Below are 19,426 nucleotides of genomic sequence, written 5' to 3' on the forward strand. Positions count from 1 at the left end.
GGGTTAGAGCAGCAGAAAGCCATGAGCCCCCTGGATGGCTCATGGCTTTATAATTCCGGGAGGCTCCCCCGCTTATTTTTGTTTAGCTTGAAGTTTGGCCAGAATAGCGCCAAGTGTTCCGATATCCACCGGGTCCTCCGCCTTCCAGTCGCTGCTGATCCCCGCTTGATCAATCAGCCACTGCCTGCCGGACTCCTTCCAGGCGGGAGCAGAACCGCTGTTACCACCAGTGGAACCGGAATTACCGTTATTGCCAGAGTCTCCTTTGCTATAGGCGGCCATAAGCTCAGCCTCGCTTCCCTTATATTCGTTCAAATCAACATTTCCACTAATACCGGGAACCTTACCCTCACTTGTGTACTGAAGGAACTCCCAGGATTTCCATCCCGCCTTATTTCCTGGAGGGACATGGCTGTAGTAGGCATACCATAAAGGCACATCCTTCAAGCTGTTGTCCAGATATCCTTCGATAAAGCTGGGGTAAGTGTAGATTAGCGGGTATTTGCCTGTCCGCCTGCGAAACTCATCCACCCAGGCCCGTACCGTAGCTGTAACGTTAGCTCTCGTTCCCGCTTCTTTGGTCTCGATATCAAGCACAAAAGGCAGATCAAATGCGTTCAATCCTCCTGCCAGCCCAATTACCGCAAGGAAGTGATCGATCTCAACCTTCACCTCCGCAGGCTTGGCAGCTCTCGTGAAATGATAGGCGCCTACAAGCAGCCCTGCTGATTTGGCACCTTTGAAATAAGACAGAAAATGATCGTCCTTATAGCGGGTACCCTCCGTTGCTTTGATGAACACAAAGGATTTCCCAGCTTCACGGACCTTCTTCCAGTCAATGGATCCCTGCCAATGGGAGACATCGATTCCCTGCGCATGGCTGTCGCTTCGGGTCTGCAATAAAGCCCCCTCCTTTCCCTCTACGACATTCTATGCGGGAGAGGAGGGATCGCACCCGGCTTGTACCCGGATGCGGCATTTTAGAATCGCGGCGGTTATTCCATAATTTTGCCGGGATCTGCCACCTTTTCAATCTTCTTCTCGGTTCTTCGTTCACTACCAAGGTAGTACTTCTCAACAGGCTTGAGCTGCTCATCCAGCGTGTATACAAGCGGGGTGCCCGTCGGGATATTCAAATCGATAACCTCTTCATCACTCATGTTATCCAGATACTTGACCAAAGCGCGAAGACTGTTGCCATGTGCCGAGATAATCACCCGCTGGCCTGCTTTAATTTGGGGCACGATCACTTTGAGCCAATAGTCCTCAACCCGGACAATGGTTTCCTTCAAGCTTTCCGTAAGAGGAATGAACTGATCCGGCACATCCCGGTATTTCACATCATTGCGCGGATATCTGTCATCGTCCTTCGTAAGAGCAGGCGGCAGCACGTCATAGCTTCTGCGCCAGAGATGGACCTGCTCGGCCCCGTATTTCACCGCCGTTGCCTCCTTGCTGAGTCCCTGAAGGGCCCCGTAATGCCGTTCGTTAAGCTGCCAGGTTTTGTGTACCGGAATCCAGAGCAGATCCATTTCCTCAAGAATATAATCAAGCGTCTTGATCGCCCGTTTCAAATAGGAAGTAAACGCGATATCAAAGACGAACTCATCCCGCTTCAGCAGTCTGCCTGCCTCCTTGGCTTCAGTAACGCCCTTTTCCGATAAATCGACATCGGTCCAGCCCGTAAACCGGTTCTCCAAATTAAAGATACTTTCGCCATGTCTTACCAATACCAGCTTGTACATAGTACGATCCCTTCCATTCCTTAATGATTTCGCTATACGTTAATTTACCCACTTGAGCAAAAGAATGAGAGCATGATTGCAAAGTGTCCCCTCTCCAAGAGACTGCTCGCTCCCTATATCTGATTCCCACTATAACTATTATACGGCAAGCGGGTTGGTAAATTGTGATATAATCGGGAGTAATTATGGATATGGAGGTTTTCATGAGTAAGTTACTTTTATTCGGAGCTTTAGTATGGCTTGTCGGCAATCCTTTTGTGGCATTGGTTATTTTGCTGCTGATCATTTATATTCTTGACCGCCGGTTTATCGGTGTATTTCCCAGCATTACCAAACCCATTAAACGCTTGCGAAGTATATCTTCCCTCCGTCAGCAGCTTTCTCTTAATCATCATGACATCTCAGCCAAGCGTGATCTTGCCAGACTGCTGCTGGAAAGGAAAAAGTATAACGAGGCCTACGCTTTGTTAAAAGAAATGGAGCCGGTCTCGGAACAATCCGCAGAGTTCTGGGATGATCTGGGGATGGCCGCCATGGGGCTAGGTCATCTGGATGAGGCTGAACGCCATCTGCACCAGGCATTGGAGCTGAATGAACGTGTAAGATATGGCCAGTCCTATCTCCGGTTGGCAGCCATTTACAAGCATAAGGATGCGGCAAAAGCGATCGAATATGCAAAAAAGTACGGGCAGATCCAGTCCTCCTCCAGCGAGGCCTTCTATCTGCTGGGTACGGCCTATGACTCATTGGGCCGGAAAGATGACGCCCGTAAAGCCTATAACGAATCCCTGGCCATCTACCGCTCGCTTCCCAAATATAAAAAGCGCCATGAACGCAAATGGGCGCTTAGAAGCTGGCTTAAGCGGACAAGGTTATAACAGCCATGCGCAGTCTTCTTACATAACAAAACCGGCAGGTCTGGAGTTGAGATTCAACTCATACAGACCTGCCGGTTTTTCATTTCAATCCACTATAGCTTGAGGCTGCTGTGTTCCGATCCCGTACCCGCTTCAGACTTGCGCGGAAACGGCCACCAGTTCGCATTGCCGAACGTTCTTACCATCACAGGGACGAAGAACGGCAGAATAACCAGAGAATAGAGAGCCAGACCCGTCAGAACCACGGTTGCGATCTGGAGCATGGACATGACACCTGAAGGATACATGGAAGCAAAGGTCCCCCCGAGGATGACCGCTGCGGACAGAATGACCGTGCCCATGTTCTTCATGGCATGCAGGATGGCATCTCCCACATTCCAGTGTTTATTCTCGTTAAACCGGTCCATCAGGAAGATACTGTAGTCAATTCCGAGTGCAACGAGAATAACAAAGCCGAAGAACGGCGTCGCCCAGCTGATACCCGATATCCCTATGATTTTGACAAAGATGAGCTCTGTTACCCCAAGAGAGGTATAGAAAGTAAGCACAAGCGATGCAATGAGATACAGAGGCATAATGATGGAGCGCAGGAGCAGCACCAGAATGATGAAGATCCCGGCCAGCATCAGGATTACCGTCCGTGTATAGTCCTCATTGGAAATGTTCTTCAGATCGTTGAAGGAGCTGGATACACCGCCAAACGCAATATCCGCTTTGGCCAGCTTGGTTCCGTCTACGGCACGGTTCACCGCTGCTTTAATCTCGTCGACTTCATTAATCGCCTTGGTCCCATAAGGATTATCTGAGAATACAACGTCCAGCGTCATAATCTTGCGGTCCTTGGACAAATACGTATCAAACAGCTTCGCCATGTCTTTGTTATTGAGTGCCTCATCCGGCACATAGAAGCCGCTGAGCCCGTTGTTGGAGCCGCCAACCTGATTCAGATAATCCTTAGCCGAATCGATACCGCCAGATACCTTCGCAATGCCGTCAGCACTCTGGTTCAGGCCGTCGGTCAGCTTCGAAATCTGCCCGGAGAACTGGCTGAATCCGGTTTGAACCTGCTTCTGGCCGTTCTCAATTTGGGAGAGGCCGCTGACCACGTCCGGAATCTTGCCGATAATTTGACCTTGACCTGAGGCTGCCTGGTTCAGACCCTTCTCGAGGGCGCTAATTCCGCTGATCAGCTGGTCAAATCCGCCTGCCAGCTGAGATTGGCCGCCCGCCGCTTTAGCCAGGCCTTCATTGGCCTGCTTCAGCCCGCCTGCTGCCTGCTCCAGAGAGCCTTGGAGCTGTTTGAGGCCAGCTGCCATTTGGGCCATGCCTTTGCCCGTTTCGGTCACCGTACCACGAATCGTCAGGTAATCCGGGTCCTTGGCCAGCTCAGGATATTTGCTCTCCAGGCTGCTGAACTTGCCGCTAAGACCGGTAAGTCCCTGGGCAGCGCCGCTCAGCTGTTCATTCACCTGGGCAAGTCCCCCGCTTATAGAGCCTATTCCCTGGCCAATTTGCTGGTAGGCTCCAAGCAGCTGCTTCTGCGCAGCAGCAAGCTGCTGGGCGCTTTTCTTCGCCTGCTGAAGCCCATTTTTAAGCTGTCCCGCGCCAGTAGAACCACTGCGGATACCTTTCTCAATGGCGGACAGCCCGCTGCTGAGCTGGCTGATCCCATTCTTCAGCTTCGCGGTACCCTCCACAAGCTTGCCTGTGCTGGCTGCCGCTTCCTTCAACTTCGGCTCGTTTTCGCTAAGGGAATTCCCTGCCTTGGACAGGCCTTCCTGAATCGTATTCAGACCCTCGTTGCCTTTCCCGAGTCCTTCGCCAACCGTCTTCACCTGCTCAGTCAGCTGGAAGTCCTTCACTTCATCCCCAGTTGGGCGGCTGAGGCCGCGCACACTGGCAACGCCATCCACTTCTTTAACCTCGCGGCTGATCTTCTCGGCGAGGGCCATGTATTCCGCAGAGTCCATACGTTCATTATTTTTAATTACGATCGAGGTTGGCAGAGATTCTCCCGGCTCAAAGCTGTCCGAGATAATGTTGAAAGCTTTAACCGATTCATAGCTGTCCCCAATCTCCTCCATACTGTTAAACGAAACCTTGCCGCTATAGGTCAGCAGGAAAGGAACCGTAAAGATCACAACCAGCAGCATAGCCGCCCAAGGACGCTTGAGGGACAGCATGCCAAATGCGCCCCACAGCTTATTCTCCTTATGCTCAAGCGAGCCTTTGGCTGGCCAGAAAATCTTTGTGCCGAGAACCGCCATGAAGAAAGGCACTACGGTCAACAGCGCAATCAGCATCACAGCGACCCCAACGGCCACGGCAACCGCTGACTTATACAGAATGAATTTGGATAAGCCTATGGCCGCGAATCCGACAAGCACCGCAAGTCCGGAGAAGAACACGGTTCTTCCCGCTGTGCGGTAGGTTGCCACAATGGCCTCCCATTTGTCATCTGTATGCTGAAGCTCTTCCTTGAACCGGCTGATCAGAAGAATACAATAGTCGGTACCGATCCCGAACATAACCGCCACCATAAAGATCTGGGTATATGTCGAGAGCGGGAAATCAAATGAATCTACCAGATAAGCCACCACGGACTGGGACACCACATAGCTGAGCCCCACAGTGAGCAGTGGAATAAACGGCGCCACAAATGAACGGAAGATTACAAACAGAATCAATAAAATGAAAATAACCGTAAAATATTCGGATTTCTTAAGCCCGCTTTCGGAGCTGGCCACCGTGTCCTCATTGATCTGCTCCTGGCCTGTCAAATAATGCTTGACCTTCACAGAAGCCAGGGTGCTGCGGATATCCTGCTCAATATCCTTCAGCTTGCGTTCGTCATGGTTAACGGAAATCGCCGTCAGAATTGTCTTGCCATCTTTGGAGATCATTTTGTCAGCCGCATCCGGCGTGGAGAAAGGATCTGTGATCGAGACAATGCCGATCTTGTCTTTGGAAGCGTTCAGCTTCTCGATTCCCTCTTTTACCGTATCCTTGCCGCTCTGGCTTATAGGGCTGTCCTCATGGAAGACCAGCGCAATTTGAGTCTCCTTCCCCCCACCCTTCATGGCGGAGAGCTCCTTCATAATCTCCGAAGCCTCCGATGAGGAATAACCGGCCGGCACCGACAGATTCCCCTTCTGGCGGACCAGATCTGACATAGAGGGCGCTGTAAGCATTAAGCCGACCGCGGCAGCAACCCAGAGGAGGATGATCCACCATCTGGCCTTTAATATGAATCGCATTTACTCCTTACTCCCTTCCCCGACCAGACGGGCTAATTTTTCAAATGTACCAATAAAAGATTCGACCTCATCCTGGTTGAAATGAGTAAGATAGCTGGAGACCATATCCTGCACCTTCCGGTCTGCCTTGTCATAAACCTCCCGCCCATGGTCGGTCAGCGACAGATAGATCAGCCTCCGGTCATCCTCATCCCGTGTACGCTCAATCAGCCCTCGATCCACGAGCCTGGTGATGATTGCAGTAATGGAGCTTTTGCCCACACAAAAGGCGTCTGCAAGCACAGTAGAGGTACATCTCTCTTGCGCATTGATGTAATACATGATCTGATACTGATCGACGGTCATGTCATCCTGAACCACCTTGGTGATCTCATAATTCAACCGTTTGGTTACCGTTGATAAGGCCGTAACATACCGGTCAATCAATTGTTTGGGCTGCTGCATACACCACTCCCTCTTTCTTTATCTCCTAGGTAATTCACCTATGAAACAGTTCGATAATAGAACTATAATTCCACTCTGCCCAAAAGTCAAATTTTCCCCTTGTACCTCTTCCGTCTCACAGCAAAAGAACCAACAAGATCGTGTTCACACACACTCCTGCTGGTTCCAAGTAACATGCAGCCTAAATCTATAACAGCTGCAAGAGCTTTCTATTCAATTATAGACCGGCTTCCTGTATAAAAGAACCAATTTCCGCATATACCCGCCTGTTAATCCTCCTGAGGCTCGGTCTCATAAGTGCAGCGGAAGCGTTCTACTCCATGATCAAGGCGGCCTAGACTGACAATCTCAAAGCCAATGCTTCTGTAGAAATCAACCGCATCCTCATCTGTCTCAGCAATAATTCGTTCGGGCTCCTTCGCATATAAAACCTCAAGAATAATCCCCCGGCCATAGCCCTGATCCCTGTGCTCGGGTGAAATCGCCAAGTGGGTTATCGTCAAAGCTCGCTCCTCATCGATCTGGAAACCAATGATGCCGATCAGCTCATCCTCATCCTTGAGCGCATAAAGTTCCAAATCTTCTTCTCTCTCGTACCTCTGAATCGCCTTAGACAAGGCTTCTTCATCGGGATACACCGCAAATTCCAGCAGCTGGCTAATTTCCGGACTTGCTACCTGCTTCTTTACATCCAACAACATCATTCCGCCCCCTTTTATCAAGTGTCCGAACACACCTGTATAGTTTACTCCATGAATGAAACCCGGACAAATATCTAAAGTGAATTTTTGCAGAAACTTAACCCGTCAACTTGCAACTCGAATTATCCCATTCAACCCGCACGATTAAGAACAAGCAAAAAGAGGATCGACAAATTCATCGGTCCTCTTGTCCATTTCGGCAAAGCTAATTCGCTTTGATGATCTCCGTATGTCCGTCCTCATAACCGACCACAGCCTGTTCAGCAATCCCGATAAATAGACCGTGATCAACAATGCCTGTCATCTGCTTCAATTCCTCTGCAAGCTGCCTTGGGGAAGCGATCTGTCCAAACGCCGCATCAATAATATAATTGCCGTTATCTGTTACAACAGTCTGCCCTTCCTTTACCCGGAGGGCAAACGGCACATCATAGCGCTCCTGAAGGCTGCCCAGTGTCCATTCATAACAGAATGGCACTACTTCAATCGGCAGTTTAAATGCCCCAAGCCGGTCAACCACCTTGCTGCCGTCGGCCACCACAATGAAACGGTCACTGTGCTTTGCAACCAATTTTTCCCGCAGCAGGGCAGCTCCCCCGCCTTTAATCAAATTCAAAGCGGCGTCAAGCTCGTCCGCTCCATCTATGGCAATATCCAGTCTCTTCACCTCTGAAGCTTGAAGCAGCGGGATATTAAATTTACGCGCAAGATCCTCTGAAGCCTTGGAGGTGGCTATCGCCTTAATACGCAAACCGGAGGCCACCCGTTCCCCCAGCTTTTCAATCGCAAAATAAGCCGTTGACCCCGTACCCAGGCCAACTTTCATTCCGTCTTCCACCCATCCGGCGGCCAAATAGCCCGCAGCTTGCTTTCCGTTCATTCTCTCGTCCTCCCGGTATGTAGATTCACACGTTCCTATCATACCAAAACTCTAAGGGCCTGGGCACCCTTCAATCATATAATAAGAGCCTGCTCGCGGCAGGCTCTAAGACTAGTTAAGGTTGATGGATCGCATGTCTTCTTCTAATAGGAGGCTCTCCCTCCTTGTCCGGTGTAGGTCTGATGGCGAACAGAATCAGAACCACCGCAACAAGGGATACACCAGCTATAACAAAAAACATGGTCATATGTGTAGTTTTAATGAGCAGTGAGACGACCGGGGGACCTAAAGAGACCCCGATAAACCGCATGCTGCTGTAAAGCGAAGTGATCGTCCCCCGCTGCTGCTTCTCGATTCCCTCTGTGATCAGGCTGTCCGTACAAGGCAGCACAATTCCAATTCCTGCACCACATATAATCAGACACGAAATCACGAAATAGATGTTATTGAACATGCTGATGCCGAATAAGGAGGCCGTCGACAGCACCATGCCGATCACACTGGACCATTTCATTAACACCTTATTTTTACCGATTTTCTTACCTGTGATATATGAGGCCAGGCACAGGGCCGCAAGAGGAATCGCCAGCACCAGCCCTTTTAGCACACCATCCAGATGATGCTTGGTCTCAAGCTGCTCCGACAGATAGAATAAAACCCCAAACAAGAGAAACATGCAGATTCCGCCGATGGCGAAGATGGCATACAGCCAGCGTCCCTTCTCCTTCAAAATCCCTTTTACTGAATGAAGGAAGGAACCCAGCGAGGGCACCTCCTCCCGCCGCTTCGGTGATTTCACCAAGAAAATCACAAGCAGCAGGGCAATCAGACAAAGAGCAGGAATCGTCAGAAACGGGAGATACCACAACCAGGCGCCCAGCAGAGCTCCAAGAATCGGACTTAACACCTTGCCGAACGTATTGGAGGTCTCAATCAATCCCAGGCTTTTGCTGACATCTTCCTCATCCTCGAACATGTCCCCGACGAGAGGAATGACAATGGGGAATGCCCCGGCCGCCCCAATACCTTGAAGGAACCTTCCTCCCAGAATAATCCAATACACCATCATCCCATCTCCGAACCATGGAGCGGCCCCGGATACCCCACCGCCAAGCGCGGTAATAATCAGGCTTGGTATAATCACCGCTTTTCTGCCGAATTTGTCAGACAAGTAACCGGCAATCGGAATGAGAATGATAGCTACAACGGCGTAAACTGTAATCAGCATACTGACTTGAAAAGAGCTCACGTGAAGCTTCCGGGAAATCTCCGGAAGAATGGGAATAAGCATTGAATTACCAAGGGTCATGATGAGCGGAATGGAAGCAAGCGCAATCAGATCCCCTTTTTTGTTATCCATGCTTTTCGGACCACCTTTCAGATGACGAGCAGGGCTCGGATACCTGTTATTGTGGATGATTAGCATAGAGAATATTCAGCGGAGAACATGATTAATCAGCCGTAAGATACGTACCTGCTTCTGTATCTGTAATGAAGGAGCTGAATTCTCCAACTGAGTAAATATGCAGCAAATGCATGGCACGCGTGCAGGCCGTATAGAATAGCTTCCGTTCCGTCTCACGGGCATAAGCCGATGAGGAACCATCGTAGATCAGGACGGCGTCAAACTCTACCCCTTTTGCCAGATAGGCCGGGATAACATGAATCCCCCGTTCGAAATTCAAGGTTGTCTTCTTGATCAGCTTAATGAAAGGGATTTCCTTAAGCGCTTCATATGCCTCCAGACTTTCTGCAGCTGTCTTACAAATCACCGCGATGGTCTCATAACCCTGTTCACGGAGATTTTCGATATCTTGGTGTATTAAAGTGTGAAGCTCATTATTATCAGCCACACAGCGGACTTGCGGCATGTCTCCGCTCCGGTTAAATGGCTGGATACGTTCCCCGCCAGGGATCATGCCGCGCGTAAACTCTACAATCTCTTTCGTAGATCTGTAGCTCCGGGTCAAGACGATCTGCTCACTCTCCTGCTCTCCGTACAAATCCGCCAGGACTGAAGACTGCTGCAGCACGGACGCATGGGCATAAATGGCCTGATTCAGATCACCCAGCGCAGTCATCTTCGCCCTTGGAAAGAGCCTTTTCAGGAAGAACAACTGAAACGGAGCGTAATCTTGAGCTTCGTCAATAAAGACATGTCTGATTGAAGTATTTGAGCGGAAGCCAAGTACCAGCTCTTTTAAATACAGCATAGGGGTCGCATCCTCATAAGCAAGCTCTGACTGTTTAAGCTTATCCAGCGTATAACTGCTGATCTCGGCCCAATACTCAGGGAGTGTTCCCCCGTTAAGCTCCTTCATCACTTCCGGCTGTTCAAACAGCTGGGCGTACAGCTTCTTGGCATCCACGAACCGAAGCGCCTTGACCCACTTGCGCAGCGGCTTCAACCGGGTGCTGACAACCATTTTGGCCAAAATAGTCTTCTCGTCATCATAATCGCTGAATGACTCACTCTTAGAGCGGTTCTTGCGCCGCATCCGCTGATAAGCCCGCTGATATTCTTCACTATCCAGCAGCTGAATCTGCCCCTCCACCCATGGAGCCTGAAGCTCACCCTTGGCGAAAGCGGCAAGTTCTTTCAGCAGCCATTCCTTCAGCAATTCACACCGGTTCGCCAATTTGACCGACGGGTCAAACGCATAGAACCGCTCCTGAATCGCCGCAGCACTAACCACTTCCTGGCCCTGGAATCTTAGCGGCCTGAACTGCATCAGCTTCTTCTCCAGCATCTCTTTATATTTGTTAATCACATTGTAATACTGCTGGGAGGATTTATAACGTATACCTGCAATCCGGTGTTCGAAATCCGGGTCATCGTATCTTGACAAGACATATTCCAGTTGGACAAAAGGATCTTCGAGCTGAAATTCCCTGCCGATCCGGTGCTCCAAATATTCCTGGAACGTGGTCTGCCGCATATTCTCCTCACCCAGCTCCGGCAGTACCGTGGATACATAACTGTTGAACATAGGATTAGGAGAGAACAGAATGACCTGCTCAGCCGTAAGCTGCTCCCGGTATTTATACAGCAGATAGGCCACACGCTGAAGCGCTGCTGAAGTTTTACCACTTCCCGCCGCCCCCTGAACAATCAGCATGCGGCTGCGGTCATTGCGGATAATCCGGTTCTGCTCCTTCTGGATGGTCGCAACGATACTTTTCATCTGCGCGTCCGAGGAACGGCTGAGAACCTCCTGCAGCAGTTCATCCCCGATCGTTACCCCGGTGTCGAACATCAGCTTGATATCGCTATCCCGGATCACATACTGCCGCTTAAGCTCAATATTCCCGCTGATCTCTCCCGAGGGAGTCTCATATGAAGCTGGACCGGGCGTGCTGTCATAATACAGATTCGAAATGGGGGCCCGCCAGTCATATACAAGGAATTGTTCATCCCCGTCATCAAGAAGGGAAGCAATACCCAAATAGATGGACTCGGTTCCCTCACCGTTCTCTGTGAAATCAATCCGGCCAAAATAAGGAGACTGCAACAGCCGCTTCATTTTGCCAAGGGCCGCATAAGCATGAAGATGGCTGCGCTCCCGGTCGGAGAGAATTTCAGATTGCTGCCGCAGGCTTGTGGACGTCTCACCGACATCATCCGCTTCACTAAAGTTCATGGTGACCTCATCCCAGAAATCCTTACGCATTTCCACTACATCGCCACGGACATTTCCAACCTCATGTTCCAGCCGCTTAATCCGTGTTGAAATGAGTGAGGTGACGTCATTAACACGCTGTTGCTCATCCTTCCAATCCTGCTCCGTAATACTCAAGTGAATTCGCCCCTTTTCCTGTACAAACTCCCTATTGACAATCTCATTAATATGTGCTAAAATTTATCTAGGATTTCTATGGATTCATATATGTGTTGAGTCCATTTTTTATTTTACCAGCTTTTTGGTTATAAATCAATTTCGGACCACCGTGCAGTATGTCGTGATACTTCTGGTTATGACTTATAAAGTAAAGTCCCGCCTCAGGCGGGACTTTTTGTGTTGTTTCATATTACTGGTTAATATCTACGGAGAGGAGCTATAGCGACTTCAGGAAGCTCAGCTCTCATCCGGTGAGATTGACGAATGATCAGACAGCCGGTTGAGACGCTCAAGCTGGTGTCCGTAGTCATACATTTCCGCTGACACAATCGAAAGTCTGAGCACCCCGACTCTTTTCTCCGCGTAATGATCCAGCATTCTTCTCAGAAAATCATCGTTCTCCTGTTCCAGAAGCTCGGCCTCCAGAAAATTCGGTTTAAGCTTGTCATCGAACTTAAGCAGGATATGCTCGTGAAACCGGATCAGCCTTTCCAAATGGGCATCGAACTCCTGATTAATGGATTCGGGTCTGACCGCCTGGAAATAATGCTGTTCTACTGCGTCCAGCACTTCGTAGCCTTTGCGCAGGGTATTCAGCATCTGCTTATAGACTACCAGCTTGCGGCTGTCACTGAATTTCGGTGTCTTCAGCTTCTTTAAATCTTCTTCCATCAGCTTGAATTTATCTCCAAGTGAATTGATGGAATCCTCAAGCTCCCGTTTCTCCTTACGGAATACCGCCTCTTTAATCTCGTCAGAGATAACCGTTCTAAGCAGCAGAGACAGCTGGTTGAAGGTCTGCCGGATCTGACTGACGAACTGGACGCGGGGCTTAGGAGGGAATACCGCCATGTTGATTACGAAGGCCGAGACGATCCCCACCAGACTGAGCACAAAACGGTTCAGCGCGAACTGCCACTGGCCTGACGCCTCCATCACGGCAACCACCGTGACCAAGGTAATCCCTATTGTGTCTCCCATGTTCAGCTTAAGACAGATCATGATAACCAGAATACATACCAATCCCACTGCAATCGGCTCTTTGGAGAAGACGGTTCCTGCAAGCATCGCTAAAATTGCTCCGAGGGTATTCGTCTGAAGTTGATCAATCAGATATCTCCATGACCGGTAGATGGAGGGCTGCATCGCAAAAATGGCAGCGACCGCGGCAATAACCGGTGAAGGCAAATTCAGCCAGACGCTTAAATATAAAGCCAAAGTCACCGCGATCCCGGTCTTCAGCATTCTCGCTCCAAACGTCAAAGGCCATCCCTCCTATTCCTTGGGCTGCTATTAACATCATTACCCTAAAATTAATGCAAAATTTAAATCTGACCGGTTTATGAATTATGTATTGTTGTCCACACTTACTAATGTCCCACTGCAAACGGCTCACCATACTTCAACAAGAAAAGGTGGAAACTACTATGAACAAGCATAATATATCCCAGCTGCTTCGTGCCCTGGCGGTTATACTGCTTACCGCAGGTGCCGCATGGAGCGCATTCGCGGGCAAAGTCTCCGCTTTAAGCGAGCCTTATGCCATTAGACAACCGGGAACTGATTTGAACCAGACCGAAGGCAGACACGGAAGGCACCCTGGCCACTTCTACCGTCATTTGGTCCGCGAGACCTCCGAGCTTCTTGGGGTTAAACAGGAGGAACTCGTTGCTGAGCTCAAACAAGGCAGGACCTTGCTTCAGATCGCCAGCAAAAAGAAGGGCTGGAGCGAAGCCGAATATGTGGGCAGGCTGCAGACCTCCATTACAGCAAGAATTGACCAGAGTGTCAAAGACGGAAAGCTCAGCCAAGACAAGGCTGACAAGTTCAAAGCCATGCTACCCGGCAAAATTCAAAAAGCGGTCAACCGCAGCTGCAAGTCCATCCCGGATAAACCCGGCAGCACGCCAGACTTTCGTTCACACCAGAATCAAGTTAACCAGAAAACTTCTGGACAATAACCTTACTTGAGCTGCCCGCTGGGCAGCTCATCTTATTAATCCCGTTCTGTCCCAAACCCGCCACTTCGCTGGAACTCCGCCATAATATCAAATTCATCTTTAAGTTTGCTGTATAAACGCTCATACATATAATAGAGCTGCAGGTAGACTTCACTATTCTTAAGGTCCGGCTCATGCCGGTGTGAGATACGCACCCAGGAACGGCTCTCTGCCAGGGAATCCATGTCGCCTATCGCATAAAGAGCAAGCACGGCGGCCCCCATGGCCGAGGCGTCGGCCACCTCTGGAACGAGCAGCTCCTTGCCCATCACGTCTGAGAGAATCTGACGCCAGACGGGAGAACGGGCAAATCCACCGGAAGCAATAATCTCTTTGGCGGGTCCTGTCATATCGCGGAGCGCCACACCGACAGAGAATAACCCAAGCACCACGCCTTCCAGAACCGCACGAATGAAATGCTCCCGCTGGTGTCTCAGGCTGATTCCAAAGAAGGTTCCTCTCGCGTTCGCGTTCCAATACGGAGCCCGCTCACCCGTAAGGAAAGGAAGGAACAATAAGCCCTCCGAACCCGCTGGCACCTTCTCGGCATACTTAATCATGAGATCGTATGGGTCTATTCCCAGCTTACGGGCAACCTCAATCTCAGGGGTTGCGAACTGGTCCCGGAGCCAACGCAGCATAATCCCCCCATTGTTTGTCGGCCCTCCCACAATCCACTTGTCATCGGGAAATGCATAACAGAACGTGCGGCCCTTCTCGTCCGTTACGGGTTTATCTGTTACGGTTCGAATAGCTCCGCTCGTACCAATCGTAACAGCGACTTCCCCGGCAGAGGTTGCCGCTACGCCCAGGTTAGCCAAGGCTCCATCTGCTGACCCGACTACGAAAGGGATATCCGCGGGAATGCCCATTTCAACGGCGTAGGAGGCCTTTATTCCCGTCAGCACCTGGGTAGTTGGCACAAGCTCAGGCAATTGCTCACGGCTGATTCCGAGCAGTTCCAGCACTTCCTGGTCCCAATCCAAGGTTTCTAACCTCATAAGCCCGGTACCTGAAGCAATGGAGTAATCGCTCAGGTACTTGCCAAACAACCTGTGCAGTACAAACTCCTTGATTCCTGCGAACATTCGGGTCCGGCTGAATGTGCCCGGATCCTCCTCTTTCATCCATAGTATTTTGGCTAAAGGCGACATAGGGTGAATAGGTGTTCCCGTACGCCGGTATATTTCGTGACCGCCAAGCTCATTCTTCAGCTTGTCTGCCTGTTTAATACTCCGGTTGTCCGTCCAGACTATAACCGGGGTTAAGGGGATGTCCTGGGCATCCATGGCGATCAGGGAGTGCATCGCTGTACTGAATCCAATTGACTTAATGGTATAGCCCTTAGCCTTGCTCTCTTTCTGTACCCGCCTTACGGATTCAATCAGTACCTGAAGAATGTGTTCAGGGTCCTGTTCTGCGTAATCCGGTTTCGGATGGGTTAATGGATACTCGATCGTGCTGGATGCCACCACACGGCCACGCTGGCCGAATAACACGGCCTTCAGGCTAGTCGTGCCAATATCTAATCCCAGAACAGCTTCATTTTGCTGCATCGTCATTGTGACCGCTCTCCTATCATCTTCCTCATAATTAAATGCTGCCCCGGTAGCGGTTAGCCGAAATTCCGGTAAACCGCTTGAATCTCCTGGAGAATTACAGGGGGATCTTCAAATTTAAGCATCAGGGCAATCTCTTTGATCTGCATGAAAATCCATTCAACTTTATGTATCCACTTGTCGTTTTGCCCCACATATATGACCTGTTACCCGAAACGAGGCTCCGCTAGTCATACTATCCACGGAAGCTCTCATCTTGGCCCTCCTCCTCACCTGCCGTTTTTATCTATTTGAATTGTACTGAAAAGGGGATAGGAATTTCAACGTTTTCAACGCTTCTACGACGCCAAAATAAAAATAATGAAGACCTGATCTGACCGCAGCACCGGTCTATGGATCGGGTCTTCATTATTTAGTGTTGATCAAACGATGAAGTTAGTCTAACGGCCTGTTCTTCGATTTGTTCTTGCCCTCATCCTCAATGACAGGCACCGCCGCCTGAACGGATGCTTGAACGCCTACACCTACTGGAACCTCCAGAATATCAAGCATGAACATGAACATTGGGATACCGACGATCAGCCCCCATACTCCGAAGAAGTGTTCGGACACCAGAAGGATGGTGAACGTGTAGAAGATAGGAAGATGCGTCTTTGAGGACATGAACTTCGGATTAAGGAAGTACGCCTCAATCGCATGGAGTACGACAATCATAACCAGCACGTAGATAATTTTAGTAATGCCGCCGATCTTAAACGCTATGGCACACAGCGGAATCAACGAGACAAACACGCCCGCAACCGGAACCAGACCAAGAAGGAAGATCATTACTCCAAGTGCGATCAAATTAGGGAATCCTAGAATCCACAAGAAAATAGTAGACAGTACGGCATTCGTCAGGGAGATCAAAAATTGAACCTCAATGACTTTACCAAAGGAATGAACAAACTTCTTACCGAAGTATTGAAGTTCATTAAAAAAATAAGAAGCCTTGCTCTCGCTAAATTTGGAGGTGAAGCGCGCAACCTTCTCTTTCTCAAGCAGGAAGAACAAGCTAAGGATAATCGCAAGAAAAAGATTCAAGCCCCATTTACCGATATCGGTAACCGTCTTAAGAATGAAATCCAACCCTTTGTCCACATAACTGCCCAGGTCGATCTTCTTCAAATATTCCATCAAATAATCGACAATCATGTTGCTCGGCATGTCAACAGGGGGCTTGTTATAGAAGGAAATGACCTGATTTACGAGTTCATTTAATTCTGCAACGAGCACCGGGGAATACTTGTATATGACATAACCCATAAGGCTGAGGATGATGACATAGATGGATGCTACGGTAAACGTCTTGTTAAGCCTGACTGTCTTCTCTGTACTCTTGATAATAAAATTGTGAAGCCGGTGAATCAGATACGTGAAAATAAACGTGATCAAAATCAGGTTCAGCATGCTGCGGAACAGATACAGCACCAGAATCAGGAAAACGAGTGCAAAAAATCTCCTGACTCCCGCAATTTGAAACATCTCCTTGAAAAAATTCATTAAGCTATGGCTCCTTTTACCCCGTCTTTTTATATTTGTAGTTGGTTCCATCTTAATCCAGTCCACTGCTCCGAATCAAGATAGCAACTGTTACTCCTATCAATACGGGCCAAATCCTGAATAGTAACAACATTTTTCAGATAAAGATGCATTTTTTATAGGTTCGATTAATGATTATTGTACAATCAGTTTGTTTATACGTATCAATAAGGGGTGATAGCCATGGATTTAAAAAATTTTCTGATCAAACCAGGACATGAATTTTCTCTAAGCAGTGCCGATCCTTCTGACACCGGATCATTCAAAAGCAAAGACGAAGCTGCAGAAGAAACGGAAGGACTCCATAAGCGGCTTGCTGAACTGCAGGACGTGCTTTATGCCGAGAAAAAGCACTCTGTCCTGTTGATTTTGCAAGGGATGGACACAAGCGGCAAGGATGGAACGATCAAACATGTATTTTCGGGTGTCAATCCGCAGGGCTTCCAGGTCACCAGCTTCAAAAAGCCGACCCTGGAGGAGGTGTCGCATGATTTCCTTTGGAGGGTTCACAAGTATACCCCAGCCAAAGGTTACATCGCCGCCTTCAACCGTTCTCATTATGAGGATGTGCTGGTTCCTTGGGTTCATAAAACGGCTGCAGAAGAAACGCTAAAGCACCGGCTGAGACATATTAAACATTTTGAGTCCATGCTTGCCGATGAAGGTACGAAAATCATAAAAATCTTCCTTCACATTTCCAAGGAAAAGCAGCTTCAGAAAATCCATGAACGAATGGAGGAGCCCCGTAAATTCTGGAAATTTGACCCGGCTGATTTGCTGGAGCGGGAATACTGGGACCAATACCAGCAAGCTTATGAGGAGGCGATGGCTTCCACAAGTACAGACCAGGTTCCCTGGTACTGGATACCTGCGAATCAGAAATGGTTCCGCAATTATATGGTTCTCCGGATTCTTGTACAGACCCTGGAGGGTCTAAACCTGGAATATCCGGCCTTACAGGCGACTTCCTCCGAGCTGGCCCGCTATATGAACACCAAGTAGTTAACAATCATCACCTTTATCGCACTAACGCTGCAATTGTTTATAGCGACTTACCATGCTCTTGCCAAGCTTGCCAACAAGACCTATAATCTCATGTAACTGCATGTAGTCCTCAAAGACTGCGACGGAGAAAAGTAAGCAGAGGCGTTCTGACAGGGACGGGCCAGCCGGAGATTGAGAGCGGCCCGCAGATCTCGCGCTGCCGAAGTTCGCTCCCGAGTCGATATGCTGAACAGCCTGATACGACAGGCTAAGTAGGGATATCCGGCCCCACACCGTTACCGTGCTGAGCGAGATTACACAATGGTTGTCTAACAAGGGTGGTACCGCGGCTAATTAAGCCGTCCCTTGATAGGCGGCCTTTTTTTTATTTTCAAAATATATAATTCCAAAAGAAAAGGAGAAATAAGTCATGAATGAACAATTAGAACTGCTGCGTGAGAAGCTTAATGGAATCAATCTTGAGCTGCTTCGCCTGCTGAATGAGCGGGCCCAAATTGCCAGAGAGATTGGTGAAGTGAAGGAGAAACAAGGAATTCCCAAATTTGATCCCGTTCGTGAGCGCACGATGCTTGATGAGCTGACGGCGCAGAATCCAGGCCCATTCAAGGATGCGGCAGTTAAGCATATTTTCAAGGAAATTTTCAAAGCCTCCCTGAACCTCCAGGAAGAGGATCACAAGAAGCAGCTCCTCGTCAGCCGCAAGAAGAAACCGGAGAATACGGTTATCGAACTCAAGGATACACAAATTGGCGGTACCACCCAAGTCATGGTTGCAGGCCCTTGCTCCGTGGAGTCTTACGAGCAGCTCCGCACGGTCGCTTCCGCACTTAAGGAGGCCGGAATCAAGGTGATCCGGGGAGGAGCCTTCAAACCGAGAACCTCTCCGTATGACTTCCAAGGCCTTGGTATTGAGGGTCTTCGCATGTTAAAAGAAGTTGCGGATGAATTCGGGCTGGCCACCATCAGCGAAATTGTTCATCCGGCGCATATTGAACTGGCCGCCCAATATATCGATGTCATTCAGATCGGCGCCCGGAACATGCATAACTTCGAGCTGCTGAAGACGGCCGGAGAATCCAAGCTGCCTATTCTGCTCAAGCGGGGAATTTCAGCAACGCTGGAAGAATTCGTCCATGCAGCGGAGTACATTGTAGTTAGCGGGAACCCTCAGGTCATGCTCATTGAGCGCGGAATCCGAACCTATGAGAAATGGACCCGGAATACGCTCGACATTTCTGCGGTTCCTCTGCTCAAGCAGGAAACCCATTTGCCTGTGCTTGTTGATGTGACCCACTCCACCGGGCGCAAGGACATTATGCTCCCTTGTGCCAAGGCAGCTCTCGCCGCAGGTGCAGACGGCATTATGGTGGAGGTGCATCCTGACCCGCAGACCGCGTTGTCCGATGCGGCCCAGCAGATGGATATCCCGCAGTTTCTGACCTTTTGGGAGGGCGTGCGTGCTTCCGGATTGTTCAGAGACTAACCCCTGGATTAAACCTGGTATGATGGGTATAACCTGAAGGATTGTACAATAAAC

15 protein-coding genes and 1 other annotated feature are annotated in these 19,426 nt (G+C 49.5%); of the genes, 4 read left to right on the forward strand and 11 right to left on the reverse strand.

Features of this window, described 5'->3' with window-relative positions:
* Positions 1–72 precede the first annotated feature (72 nt).
* Complete coding sequence (locus BN6628_RS16905; RefSeq protein ID WP_068619464.1) at positions 73–900, reverse strand: glycoside hydrolase family 25 protein; 828 nt, start codon at positions 898–900, stop codon at positions 73–75.
* A 95-nt stretch (positions 901–995) separates the two neighbouring features.
* Complete coding sequence (gene gpmA, locus BN6628_RS16910; protein WP_068619466.1) at positions 996–1,745, reverse strand: 2,3-diphosphoglycerate-dependent phosphoglycerate mutase; 750 nt, start codon at positions 1,743–1,745, stop codon at positions 996–998.
* Positions 1,746–1,948: 203 nt separating this feature from the next.
* Here gpmA and BN6628_RS16915 point away from each other — a divergent pair, with 203 nt between their 5' ends.
* Positions 1,949–2,623, forward strand: a complete 675-nt coding sequence (locus BN6628_RS16915) for a tetratricopeptide repeat protein (RefSeq protein ID WP_068619468.1) — start codon at positions 1,949–1,951, stop codon at positions 2,621–2,623.
* A gap of 92 nt (positions 2,624–2,715) precedes the next feature.
* Here BN6628_RS16915 and BN6628_RS16920 read toward each other — a convergent pair whose 3' ends face one another.
* From BN6628_RS16920 to BN6628_RS16950, 7 genes are all read right to left on the reverse strand, one after another.
* Positions 2,716–5,880, reverse strand: coding sequence for an MMPL family transporter (locus tag BN6628_RS16920; protein WP_068619470.1), 3,165 nt, complete (start codon positions 5,878–5,880; stop codon positions 2,716–2,718).
* The gene (locus tag BN6628_RS16925) at positions 5,881–6,324 is read right to left on the reverse strand and encodes a MarR family winged helix-turn-helix transcriptional regulator (RefSeq protein ID WP_068619471.1); all 444 of its coding nucleotides are present in this window, start codon (positions 6,322–6,324) and stop codon (positions 5,881–5,883) included.
* 269 nt (positions 6,325–6,593) lie between these two features.
* Complete coding sequence (locus tag BN6628_RS16930; protein WP_235847657.1) at positions 6,594–7,028, reverse strand: GNAT family N-acetyltransferase; 435 nt, start codon at positions 7,026–7,028, stop codon at positions 6,594–6,596.
* Between the two features lie 202 nt (positions 7,029–7,230).
* Positions 7,231–7,905, reverse strand: coding sequence for a ribose-5-phosphate isomerase RpiA (gene rpiA / locus BN6628_RS16935; RefSeq protein ID WP_068619475.1), 675 nt, complete (start codon positions 7,903–7,905; stop codon positions 7,231–7,233).
* 115 nt (positions 7,906–8,020) lie between these two features.
* Positions 8,021–9,265, reverse strand: coding sequence for a bacillibactin exporter BcbE (locus BN6628_RS16940; RefSeq protein WP_068619477.1), 1,245 nt, complete (start codon positions 9,263–9,265; stop codon positions 8,021–8,023).
* A gap of 91 nt (positions 9,266–9,356) precedes the next feature.
* A complete protein-coding gene (gene helD / locus BN6628_RS16945) occupies positions 9,357–11,702 on the reverse strand; it encodes an RNA polymerase recycling motor HelD (RefSeq protein ID WP_068619480.1) in 2,346 nt (781 codons plus the stop codon).
* A gap of 279 nt (positions 11,703–11,981) precedes the next feature.
* On the reverse strand, positions 11,982–13,007 hold the full coding sequence (locus BN6628_RS16950; protein WP_068619482.1) for an FUSC family protein: 1,026 nt from the start codon (positions 13,005–13,007) through the stop codon (positions 11,982–11,984).
* Positions 13,008–13,171: 164 nt separating this feature from the next.
* On the opposite strand from BN6628_RS16950, the gene BN6628_RS16955 reads away from it, so the two are divergent.
* Entirely contained in the window at positions 13,172–13,705 is a 534-nt protein-coding gene (locus BN6628_RS16955) for a hypothetical protein (RefSeq protein ID WP_068619484.1), read from the forward strand.
* 35 nt (positions 13,706–13,740) lie between these two features.
* Here the strand turns inward: BN6628_RS16955 and gntK are convergent, their stop codons facing one another.
* Entirely contained in the window at positions 13,741–15,300 is a 1,560-nt protein-coding gene (gene gntK / locus BN6628_RS16960; RefSeq protein WP_068622386.1) for a gluconokinase, read from the reverse strand.
* A gap of 438 nt (positions 15,301–15,738) precedes the next feature.
* The gene (locus BN6628_RS16965) at positions 15,739–16,845 is read right to left on the reverse strand and encodes an AI-2E family transporter (protein ID WP_082926946.1); all 1,107 of its coding nucleotides are present in this window, start codon (positions 16,843–16,845) and stop codon (positions 15,739–15,741) included.
* Between the two features lie 222 nt (positions 16,846–17,067).
* On the opposite strand from BN6628_RS16965, the gene BN6628_RS16970 reads away from it, so the two are divergent.
* Positions 17,068–17,886 carry a polyphosphate kinase 2 family protein gene (locus BN6628_RS16970; RefSeq protein ID WP_068619486.1) on the forward strand — a complete coding sequence of 273 codons (819 nt, stop codon included), beginning with the start codon at positions 17,068–17,070 and terminating at the stop codon, positions 17,884–17,886.
* 112 nt (positions 17,887–17,998) lie between these two features.
* Positions 17,999–18,238: a binding site (T-box leader), on the forward strand.
* 60 nt (positions 18,239–18,298) lie between these two features.
* On the forward strand, positions 18,299–19,372 hold the full coding sequence (locus BN6628_RS16975) for a bifunctional 3-deoxy-7-phosphoheptulonate synthase/chorismate mutase (protein ID WP_068619488.1): 1,074 nt from the start codon (positions 18,299–18,301) through the stop codon (positions 19,370–19,372).
* Positions 19,373–19,426: the final 54 nt, after the last annotated feature.

This window comes from Paenibacillus tuaregi, from assembly GCF_900086655.1.
GTDB classification, from domain to species: Bacteria; Bacillota; Bacilli; order Paenibacillales; family Paenibacillaceae; genus Fontibacillus; species Fontibacillus tuaregi.